Below are 10483 nucleotides of genomic sequence, written 5' to 3' on the forward strand. Positions count from 1 at the left end.
CCGCCCCACCCCCGTAGGACGGTCCCCCCGGCCGGTGGTCCCTCAGGCGACGAGCTCCTCGAAGGACTCCGCCTCGTCGCGGCCGAAGCTCAGCGCCTCGTCGTCGCGCAGCCGGCGCAGCGAGCGCCAGATGCTCGACTTCACGGTGCCGACGCTGATCCCCAGGATCTCGGCGATCTCCGGGTCCGTACGGCCCTCGTAGTAGCGCAGCACCAGCATCGTGCGCTGCGGCTCGGGCAGCCGGGTCAGCGCCTGCCAGAGCACCGCGCGCAGCTCCGTCCCGCGCATGGCGTCCGCGTCGCCCGCCGTCTCCGGCAGCTCCTCGGTCGGGTATTCGCTCAGCTTGCGCCGGCGCCAGGCGCTGATGTGCAGGTTCGTCATGGTGCGGCGCAGGTAGCCGCCGACGGCCGCCTTGTCGCTGATCCGGTCCCAGGCCCGGTACGTCGAGAACAGCGCGCTCTGCAGCAGGTCCTCGGCCTCGTGCCGGTCGCCGGTGAGGTGGAAGGCGGTCGCGTAGAGCGCGGCGCGGCGCTCCTGCACGTACGCGGTGAACTCGGCCTCCGAGGAGGAGGAAGCCGGCTTCCCCGTGAACGGGCTCCGCTGCTGCGGGACCGTCTCGGGAACCGCGTCGTAGGTCTTGGCGTCAATGGCTACGACATGTGCGGGCCGCGGCCGGGCGACCGTGGTGCTCCGGACACCCGCCCGACGGTTGACATCGTGCAGCCGCGTGACGACTGCGCTGGTCGTGGTGCTGTGCAGCATGTTCATCGCGCGCCCCCCGTCGTGGAGTGATTCGGTCCGTTGTCGAAAAGATTGCCCGCCGGACATAACCGGGGTGTCCGCCGACTGTCACAGGCCTGTCACAGCCGCCGTCCGGCCACCACGGCCGAGAAGGGGCCCGCACGACGGTCGAACTCCGATCCACCGATGGGACAGAATGAGCGGGTGCCTTTCCTGTTGCTGATCGAGGACGACGACGCCATCCGTACGGCCCTCGAGCTCTCCTTGACCCGCCAGGGCCACCGTGTGGCGACCGCGGCCACCGGTGAGGACGGCCTGAAGATGCTGCGCGAGCAGCGGCCGGATCTGATCGTGCTGGACGTGATGCTGCCCGGGATCGACGGCTTCGAGGTGTGCCGGCGCATCCGGCGCACCGACCAGCTGCCGATCATCCTGCTCACCGCGCGCAGCGACGACATCGACGTGGTCGTGGGCCTGGAGTCCGGGGCCGACGACTACGTGGTCAAGCCCGTCCAGGGCCGGGTGCTGGACGCCCGGATCCGGGCCGTGCTGCGCCGCGGCGAACGGGACGCCAGCGACTCGGCGATGTTCGGCTCGCTGGTGATCGACCGGGCCGCGATGACCGTCACGAAGAACGGCGAGGACCTCCAGCTGACGCCGACCGAGCTACGGCTGCTGCTGGAGCTCAGCCGGCGGCCCGGCCAGGCCCTGTCGCGCCAGCAACTGCTGCGGCTGGTCTGGGAGCACGACTACCTGGGCGACTCGCGGCTGGTGGACGCCTGTGTCCAACGGCTGCGGGCCAAGGTCGAGGACGTGCCGTCCTCGCCCACGCTGATCCGGACCGTGCGCGGGGTCGGCTACCGCCTGGACTCCCCGCAGTGATCCGCCCGCTGCTCGCGGGCCGGCGCTGGACGAGCCTGCGGCTGCGGCTCCTGATCGTCTTCGCCCTGGTCGCGCTCACCGCGGCCGTCTCCGCCTCCGGGATCGCGTACTGGCTCAACCGCGAGGCGGTGCTCACCCGTACCCAGGACGCGGCGCTCGGTGACTTCCGCCAGGAGATGCAGAACCGGGCCGCCGCGCTGCCGCTGGACCCCACGCCCGAGGAACTCCAGCGCACCGCCGAGCTGATGGCGGGCAGCGCCCCCGGCTACAGCGTGCTGCTGGTGCACCAGCGCAAGGACGGGCGCAAGGTGTTCGGCACGGCCGGCCCCGACACGTTCTCGCTGGACGACGTACCGAAGGCGCTCCAGCACGCCGTCGACGACAAGCCGAAGGCGACCGCGGACAGCGACTCCGAGTACCACATGTACTGGCAGCGCACCACGCCCCACGGCGACCCGTACCTGGTCGGCGGGACCCGGGTGGTGGGCGGCGGCCCGACCGGCTACATGTACAAGTCCCTGGCCACCGAGCGCGGGGACCTCAACGCGCTGGCGTGGTCGCTGTGCATCGCCACCGCCCTGGCCCTGCTGGGCTCGGCGCTGCTGGCGCAGGCGGCGGCCCGGACCGTGCTCAAGCCGATCCAGCGGCTCGGCGACGCGGCGCGGCGGCTCGGCGAGGGCGAGCTGGACACCCGGCTGGACGTCTCCGGCAACGACGAACTCGCCGACCTCTCCCACACCTTCAACAAGACGGCGGAGGCGCTGGAGAAGAAGGTCGCGGACATGAGCGCCCGCGAGGAGTCCAGCCGCCGGTTCGTCGCCGACATGTCGCACGAACTGCGCACGCCGCTGACGGCGTTGACCGCGGTGACGGAGGTGCTGGAGGAGGAGGTCGACGACCTCGATCCGATGATCGCACCGGCGGTGGCCCTGGTGGTCAGCGAGACCCGGCGGCTGAACAGCCTGGTGGAGAACCTGATGGAGGTCACCCGCTTCGACGCGGGCACGGCCCGCCTGGTGCTCGACGACGTGGACGTCGCCGACCAGGTGACCGCCTGCATCGACGCGCGGGCCTGGCTGGACGCCGTGGAACTGGACGCCGAGCGGGGCATCATGGCCCGGCTCGACCCGCGCCGGCTCGACGTGATCCTGGCCAACCTGATCGGCAACGCCCTCAAGCACGGCGGCTCGCCGGTGCGGGTGTCGGTCCGGGTCGAGGACGCGTGGCTGGTCGTGGCGGTCAAGGACAACGGGCCGGGCATCCCGGCCGAGGTGCTGCCGCACGTGTTCGACCGCTTCTACAAGGCGAGCGCCTCGCGCCCGAAGTCGGACGGCAGCGGACTGGGACTGTCCATCGCGATGGAGAACGCGCACATCCACGGCGGCGACATCACCGCCGAGAACGCGCCGGCCGGCGGGGCCCTGTTCACGTTGCGGCTCCCGGTGGACGTGGGGAAGGTGATCGCCGGTGACGACGCGCAGGTGTGACGGCCTCGGGGTGCTGGCCGTGGCCGGGCTGGTGCTGGTGACCACCGGCTGCGGGATCCGGGCCACCACCGTCCCGGTGGACGTGGGCCCGGCCCCCTCCCGGGTGACCTGCGACACCCCGGTGCCCACCCCGTCCGGCGGCTCGGGCGTGCAGGGCTTCCGGGCCACCCTGGAACTGGTCTGCGGCTCGCAGCTGGTGGGCGTGGAGAAGGTGGTGCCGGTCCCGGAGAAGCGGCCCGCCAAGGAACCGGTGGTGCTCGTCGCCCAGGCCCTCCTGGAGGCCCTGGAGCGGACCCCGACGGGCGAGGAACGGGACGCCGGCTTCAGCACGGGCGTGCCGACGGGCCTGGGCGCCGTCGCGCCGCGGGCCGGGGACCCGGCGGGCACGCTGCGGCTCAGCCGCCGGCCGGAGGACCTGCCGCCGGTGGCGCTGGCCCAGATCGTGTGCACGTTCGCGAGCAGCGAGGCCGTGCTGCCGGACGCCGGCCCGGTGGTCCTGGGCGGGCCCGACGCCGATCCGCCGCGGTCGTTCGAGTGCACGGACGCGGTACGCACCCGCCCCGAGGCCGCGTCCACCCTCGGCGAGATCGTCCGCCCGGGCACCCCCCGCACCCCGTCCACGACGCCGTCACCGTCCCGGACCCCCTGACCGACCGGGCCCGGAAAGCGGCGGACTCCGCCCGCGGCCCCTGCGGACCGGCGGACGGAGTCCGTGCGGAAGGCTAGATCCCGGCGGCTGCGGCCAGGTCCTTCTTGATCGCGTCCAGGATCTCCTGGCCGCGGGCGCGGGCCGGGACCAGGCCCGGGGCGTCGGCGACCGGGACCACGACCTCCAGGTAGCACTTGAGCTTGGGCTCGGTGCCGGACGGGCGGACGATCACCCGGGCCCGGTAGTCGCCCTCCAGGTAGTAGCGCAGGCCGTCCGTGGGCGGCAGGGACTCCGTGCCCCGGCTCAGGTCCTCGGCCGAGGCCACCCGAAGGCCCGCCAGCGAGGTCGGCGGCTGCGCCCGCAGCTGCGCCATCGCCGAGGCGATGACCGACAGGTCCTGCACCCGCACCGACAGCTGGTCGGTGGCGTGCAGCCCGTGCTCGACGGCCAGGTCGTCCAGCAGGTCGGTCAGGGTACGGCCCTGCTCCTTCAGCTCCGAGGCCAGCTCGGCGACCAGCAGGGCGGCGGTGATGCCGTCCTTGTCGCGGACGCCCTCGGGGTCCACGCAGTAGCCCAGGGCCTCCTCGTAGCCGTAGCGCAGGCCCTCGACGCGGGAGATCCACTTGAAGCCGGTCAGGGTCTCCTCGTGGCCCAGGCCCGCCGCCTCGGCGATCCGGCCCAGCAGCGAGGAGGAGACGATCGACTCGGCGAAGACCCCGCGCGCGCCCTTGTGCACCAGGTGGGCCGCCAGCAGCGCGCCGACCTCGTCACCGCGCAGCATCCGCCAGCCCGAGTCGGCCGCGTCGTCCGGGACGGCCACCGCGCAGCGGTCGGCGTCCGGGTCGTTGGCGATCACGATGTCCGGCCGGGCCTGCGCCGCGGTGGCGAAGGCCAGGTCCATCGCGCCCGGCTCCTCCGGGTTGGGGAAGGCGACGGTGGGGAAGGCCGGGTCCGGTTCGGCCTGCGCCTCGACCAGGGTCGGGGCGGGGAAGCCGTGCCGGGCGAACGCCGCCAGCACCACGTCCTTGCCGACGCCGTGCATGGCCGTGTAGACGGTCCGCACGCCCCGGGGGGAGCCGGGCGTCAGCACGGCGTCCGTACGGGCCAGGTAGGCCTCCAGGACCTCGTCGCCGAGCTCCTGCCAGCCGCCGTCCGGGCGCGGTACGTCGGCCAGCGCGCCGATGCGCGCGATCTCGGCGGCGATCTCGGCGTCGGCCGGGGAGACGATCTGGGAGCCGTCGCCGAGGTAGACCTTGTAGCCGTTGTCCCTCGGCGGGTTGTGGCTCGCGGTCACCTCGACGCCGGCGACGGCGCCCAGGTGCCTTATGGCGTATGCGAGGACGGGGGTGGGCAGCGGGCGGGGCAGGACGGCGGCGCGCAGACCGGCACCGGTCATCACGGCCGCGGTGTCCCGGGCGAAGTCCGCCGACTTGTAGCGGGCGTCGTAGCCGACCACGACGAGTCCGCCGGTGTGGCCCTCGGCCTTGAGGTAGGCCGCCAGGCCCGCCGCGGCCCGGATGACCACGGAGCGGTTCATCCGCATCGGGCCGGCGCCCAGCTCGCCGCGCAGCCCGGCGGTGCCGAACTGCAGCGTGCCGGAGAACCGGTCCGCGAGCTCGTCCAGGTCGCCGGCGTCGACGAGGGCCGCGAGCTCCTGCGCCGTCTCGGGGTCCGGGTCCTCCGCCTGCCAGGCCCTGGCCCGGGTGATCAGGTCGTCCTGCACTTCATCCGCCTCTTCTCGTGCCCTGCGTCGTCTGCGTCGTCTGCGTCGCCGCTCCGTGCCCGGGTGCGGCTCAGATCCGGGCGAGGACCTGGGTGAGCAGCTGGCCCATGCGGGCGGCCGAGTCACGGCCGGCCTGGAGGACCTCCTCGTGGTTCAGCGGCTCGCCGGACAGGCCCGCCGCCAGGTTCGTCACGAGGGAGATGCCCAGCACCTCGGCGCCGGCCTCACGGGCGGCGATGGCCTCCAGCACGGTGGACATGCCGACCAGGTCGGCGCCCAGCACGCGGATCATGTTGATCTCGGCCGGGGTCTCGTAGTGCGGGCCGGGGAACTGGACGTAGACGCCCTCTTCGAGGGTCGGGTCGATCTCCTTGCACATCGCGCGCAGCCGCGGCGAGTACAGGTCGGTCAGGTCCACGAAGTTCGCGCCGACGATCGGGGAGGCGGCCGTCAGGTTGAGGTGGTCGCTGATCAGGACCGGCTGGCCGGGCTTCATGCCCTCGCGCAGACCGCCGCAGCCGTTGGTCAGGACGACGGTCTTGCAGCCGGCGGCGACGGCGGTGCGCACACCGTGGGCGACGGCGGCGACGCCGCGACCCTCGTAGAAGTGGGTGCGGCCCAGGAAGAGCAGCGCGCGCTTGTCACCGATCTTGTACGAGCGGATCTTGCCGCCGTGGCCCTCGACGGCGGGCGGGGGGAATCCGGGCAGCTCGGTGACGGGGAACTCGGCCTCGGGAGCGCCGAGGACCTCGGCGGCGGGGGCCCAGCCCGAGCCCATGACGAGCGCGACGTCGTGGGTCTCGGCACCGGTGAGCTCACGCAGCCGGGCGGCTGCCGCGCTCGCTGCGGCGTGGGGGTCGGCGTGGGGGTCCGTAACAGATGCGTTCACGCGGACGAGGGTAGCCGCTCATTTCCTACGCGCGTAGATGGCACAGCTCACGGTGTTCGGATCGTTGCCTTGTCGTTTCCGACCAAATGTCCCGAGCGGCCCTCAGCAGGGGCGCTTGCGCAGCTCCATCACGTAGTCGTGCGGGGCGCCGGCGGACTCGGCCGCGTCGGCGATCTCCCCCAGGTAGCGGGCCGAGGGCAGACCGCCCTCGTAGCCGTTGAGGACGTAGACCCAGGCCGGCTCCTCGCCGTCGAGGGTGTGCACGCGCACCCGCATCCGGCGGTAGATGTCGAGGCCGACGCCCTCCCAGCGGTCCATGCTGTCCTCGTCCAGCGGCGCGATGTCGTAGAGCGCCACGAAGACCTGCTGGCGCGGTGCCTCCACGATCGTGGCGAGCGCGCCCTCCCAGCCCATCTGTTCCCCGCCGAAGGTCAGCCGCCAGTCCTGGAGCCACCCCGTGCCGCGCAGCGGGGAGTGCGGGGCGCGGCGCGTCATCAGCCGCGGGTCGAGGTTGCCGGCGTACGCGGCGTAGAGCGACATGAGGTCGAGGGTACGGGAGGGGCGCGGGTGGAGGGGCGCGGGTGGGCGTGTGCCCGGCCGCCGCCCGGGCGGCCCCGGACGGCGCACCCGGACCCCGGCCGGGGGAGAAGCACCTTGAAGCGTGCGGGACAATGGGGCACGGAATGCATCCCCCGGGGGAACACGCCCCCGGAACCACCGGCCGGGCGCGGCAGCCGGCCGGGCAGACGTGAGGCGGACTTTTCGTGACCCGGATCGTGATCATCGGCGGCGGACCCGGCGGGTATGAGGCGGCGCTCGTGGGCGCCCAGCTCGGTGCGGAGGTGACCGTCGTCGACTGCGACGGTCTGGGCGGGGCCTCGGTCCTGACCGACTGCGTGCCGTCCAAGACGCTCATCGCGACCGCCGAGGTCATGACGAACTTCGATTCGTCGTACGAGGAACTCGGCATCATCGTCGCCGACGACACCCCGCACATCGAGCAGGCCGCCCGCGTGGTCGGCGTGGACCTCGGCAAGGTCAACCGACGGGTCAAGCGCCTCGCGCTCGCCCAGTCCCACGACATCACCGCCTCGGTGACCCGGGCCGGCGCCAAGGTGCTGCGCGGCCGCGGCAAGCTCGGCGGCCCGCAGGGCATCGACGGCACCCGCGACGTGATCGTCACCGCCGCCGACGGCACGGAGACGATCCTGACCGCGGACGCCGTGCTCATCGCCACCGGCGGCACCCCGCGCGAGATCCCCGACGCCAAGCCCGACGGCGAGCGGATCCTGAACTGGACCCAGGTCTACGACCTCGACGAGCTGCCCGAGGAGCTCATCGTGGTCGGCTCCGGTGTGACCGGCGCCGAGTTCGCCGGCGCGTACCAGGCGCTGGGCTCGCGGGTCACGCTGGTCTCCTCCCGCGACCGGGTGCTGCCCGGCGAGGACCCCGACGCCGCCGCCGTGCTGGAGGACGTCTTCCGCCGCCGCGGCATGAACGTCATCTCCCGTGCCCGTGCGGAGTCCGCCAAGCGGGTGGGCGACCGGGTCGAGGTCACCCTGGCCGACGGCCGGGTCATCTCCGGCACGCACTGCCTGATGGCGGTCGGCGCGATCCCGAACACGCGGAACATGAACCTGGAGGAGTCCGGGGTCAAGCTGAAGGAGTCGGGCCACATCTGGACCGACAAGGTCTCCCGGACCACCGCGCCGGGCGTCTACGCCGCCGGTGACGTCACGGGCGTCTTCGCGCTGGCCTCGGTGGCCGCCATGCAGGGCCGGATCGCCATGTACCACTTCCTCGGCGACGCGGTGGCCCCGCTGAACCTCAAGACGGTCTCCTCCAACGTCTTCACCGACCCCGAGATCGCCACCGTCGGCTACACCCAGGCCGACGTGGACGCCGGCAAGATCGACGCCCGGGTGGTCAAGCTCCCGCTGCTGCGCAACGCGCGCGCCAAGATGCAGGGCATCCGCGACGGCTTCGTGAAGCTGTTCTGCCGCCCCGGCACCGGCATCGTGGTCGGTGGTGTGGTCGTCTCCCCGCGCGCGAGCGAACTGATCCACCCGATCTCGATCGCGGTCGACAACAACCTGACGGTCGAGCAGATCGCAAACGCGTTCACCGTGTACCCCTCGTTGTCCGGATCGATCGCCGAGGTCGCCCGCCAGCTGCACACCCGCAAGGTGGCCGGGGAGGCGTGACCGGCCGCGAACCACCGCCTCCGGCAAGGGGTTTGGAGGGCGGGGCGAGGGATCGTCATGTGACGGTCGCGCACTCTTCGCCGTGCGTATACCACTAGTCGCCCCGCTCTGCGGACAACTTCGGTATTCCGGCGCAAAGAGCTGAAAGCAGACGGTCGTTGGGGTTACCGTCTGTTTCGTGTTCGCTGCAGAACGTCGCCAGTTGATCCTCGAAATGGTGCGCGCCAACGGGGCGGTTTCGCTCCGTGAGCTCGCCCGTGTCGTCCAGACTTCCGAAGTGACCGTACGGCGGGACGTGCGGGCACTGGAGGCCGAAGGACTCCTCGACCGCCGGCACGGCGGTGCGGTCTTGCCGGGCGGTTTCACGCGGGAGTCCGGCTTTCCGCAAAAGTCCCATCTCGCGACGGCGGAGAAGACCGCCATCGCCGACGTCGCCGCGGGCCTCGTCGAGGAGGGCGAGGCCGTCGTCGTCGGCGCCGGCACCACCACCCAGGAGCTGGCCCGCCGGCTCGCCCGGGTGCCCGGACTGACCGTGGTCACCAACTCGCTGCTGGTCGCGCAGGCGCTGGCGCACGCCAACCGGGTCGAGGTCGTCATGACCGGCGGCACCCTGCGCGGCTCCAACTACGCGCTGGTCGGCAGTGGGGCGGAACAGTCCCTCCAGGGCCTGCGGGTCTCCCGCGCCTTCCTCTCCGGGAGCGGCCTGACGGCGGAGCGCGGCCTGTCCACCTCGAACATGCTCTCCGCGAGCGTGGACCGGGCCCTGGTGCAGGCGGCGGCGGAGGTGGTGGTCCTGGCGGACCACACCAAGCTCGGCACCGACACCATGTTCCAGACGGTCCCGACCGACGTGATCACCCGCCTGGTCACCGACGAACCGCCGGCCCACGACGACCGCGCCGCCACCGAGCTCCAGGCGCTGGCCGACCAGGGCGTGCAGATCACGGTCGCCGGTTCCGGCCACCCGGGCGCGGCGGGCGTCGACGGCCTCCCCGGCCGCCGCCCCCGCCGCGAGTCCCCCCTCCCGGTGCAGCGCCGCGGCGCGCCCCAGCTCCGCAGCGCGGTCTCCCTGCCGGAGCCGGGGGACCGGGCCCGGGTCGCGGACCTGCGCCGGCGGTAGCCGGGCGGGGCCGGCCGGACGGCCGCACGTACGACAGCGCGAGGGCCCCGACCGTCGGTCGGGGCCCTCGCGCTGTCGCTCCGCCGTCCGGCGGCGCGGACGTCAGTCCTTGATCTCGCAGATCGTCGCGCCCGAGGTGACCGAGCCGCCGACCTCGGCCGTCAGGCCGACGACGGTGCCGGAGCGGTGGGCGTTCAGCGGCTGCTCCATCTTCATGGCCTCCAGGACGACGATCAGGTCGCCCTCGCTGACCTGCTGGCCCTCCTCGACCGCGACCTTGACGATGGTGCCCTGCATGGGCGAGGCGAGGGTGTCGCCGGAGGCGGCCGGGCCGGACTTCTTGGCGGCGCGGCGCTTGGGCTTGGCACCGCCGGCGGCGGCCGTACGGGCCAGGGTCATGCCCAGCGAGGAGGGCAGCGAGACCTCCAGGCGCTTGCCGCCGACCTCGACGACGACCGTCTCGCGGCCCGGCTCCTCGTCGCTCTCCTCGGCCGCGGGGGCCGAGAACGGCGGGATCTCGTTGACGAACTCGGTCTCGATCCAGCGGGTGTGGACGGTGAAGGGGGTGCCGTCGGTGGGGGCGAAGGCGGGGTCGGTGACGACGGCGCGGTGGAAGGGGATGGCGGTGGCCATGCCCTCGACCTGGAACTCGGCCAGGGCGCGGGCGGCGCGCTGGAGGGCCTGCTCGCGGGTGGCGCCGGTGACGATCAGCTTGGCCAGCAGGGAGTCCCAGGCCGGGCCGATGACCGAGCCGGACTCGACGCCGGCGTCGAGGCGGACGCCGGGGC

At 73.1% G+C, this 10483-nt stretch carries 10 protein-coding genes; 5 read left to right on the forward strand and 5 right to left on the reverse strand.

The window, feature by feature from the left end; all coding sequences use genetic code 11:
* Positions 1-42: 42 nt before the first annotated feature.
* Positions 43-768, reverse strand: a complete 726-nt coding sequence (locus tag EF918_RS26390; protein ID WP_125651215.1) for a SigE family RNA polymerase sigma factor — start codon at positions 766-768, stop codon at positions 43-45.
* 177 nt (positions 769-945) lie between these two features.
* On the opposite strand from EF918_RS26390, the gene afsQ1 reads away from it, so the two are divergent.
* From afsQ1 to EF918_RS26405, 3 genes are read left to right on the forward strand one after another with little or no spacing between them, the layout of a single operon-like run.
* A complete protein-coding gene (gene afsQ1, locus EF918_RS26395) occupies positions 946-1623 on the forward strand; it encodes a two-component system response regulator AfsQ1 (RefSeq protein WP_185921928.1) in 678 nt (225 codons plus the stop codon).
* Positions 1620-3110 (forward strand): cell wall metabolism sensor histidine kinase WalK, encoded by a 1491-nt coding sequence (locus tag EF918_RS26400; protein WP_125651219.1) that lies wholly within the window; start codon positions 1620-1622, stop codon positions 3108-3110. Before afsQ1 ends, EF918_RS26400 begins: the two co-directional genes overlap by 4 nt.
* Positions 3091-3759 carry a hypothetical protein gene (locus tag EF918_RS26405; RefSeq protein ID WP_260610693.1) on the forward strand — a complete coding sequence of 223 codons (669 nt, stop codon included), beginning with the start codon at positions 3091-3093 and terminating at the stop codon, positions 3757-3759. Before EF918_RS26400 ends, EF918_RS26405 begins: the two co-directional genes overlap by 20 nt.
* Positions 3760-3832: 73 nt before the next feature.
* Here EF918_RS26405 and EF918_RS26410 read toward each other — a convergent pair whose 3' ends face one another.
* The 3 genes from EF918_RS26410 to EF918_RS26420 all read right to left on the reverse strand — a co-directional run bounded on the left by EF918_RS26410 (position 3833) and on the right by EF918_RS26420 (position 6911).
* Positions 3833-5482: a phospho-sugar mutase gene (locus tag EF918_RS26410; protein WP_125651221.1), complete on the reverse strand. Its 1650-nt coding sequence runs from the start codon at positions 5480-5482 to the stop codon at positions 3833-3835.
* Between the two features lie 70 nt (positions 5483-5552).
* Entirely contained in the window at positions 5553-6371 is an 819-nt protein-coding gene (locus EF918_RS26415) for a purine-nucleoside phosphorylase (protein WP_125651223.1), read from the reverse strand.
* A 102-nt stretch (positions 6372-6473) separates the two neighbouring features.
* On the reverse strand, positions 6474-6911 hold the full coding sequence (locus tag EF918_RS26420) for a gamma-glutamylcyclotransferase (protein WP_125651225.1): 438 nt from the start codon (positions 6909-6911) through the stop codon (positions 6474-6476).
* 224 nt (positions 6912-7135) lie between these two features.
* Here EF918_RS26420 and EF918_RS26425 point away from each other — a divergent pair, with 224 nt between their 5' ends.
* Positions 7136-8575 carry an NAD(P)H-quinone dehydrogenase gene (locus tag EF918_RS26425; RefSeq protein ID WP_125651227.1) on the forward strand — a complete coding sequence of 480 codons (1440 nt, stop codon included), beginning with the start codon at positions 7136-7138 and terminating at the stop codon, positions 8573-8575.
* Between the two features lie 178 nt (positions 8576-8753).
* Entirely contained in the window at positions 8754-9695 is a 942-nt protein-coding gene (locus tag EF918_RS26430) for a DeoR/GlpR family DNA-binding transcription regulator (RefSeq protein ID WP_125651229.1), read from the forward strand.
* 102 nt (positions 9696-9797) lie between these two features.
* Here the strand turns inward: EF918_RS26430 and EF918_RS26435 are convergent.
* Positions 9798-10483: biotin/lipoyl-containing protein (locus EF918_RS26435; protein WP_125651231.1), on the reverse strand; the 686-nt coding region annotated here is incomplete at its 5' end.

The organism is Streptomyces sp. WAC06614, assembly GCF_003949795.1.
In the GTDB taxonomy this organism is placed as follows: Bacteria; Actinomycetota; Actinomycetes; order Streptomycetales; family Streptomycetaceae; genus Streptomyces.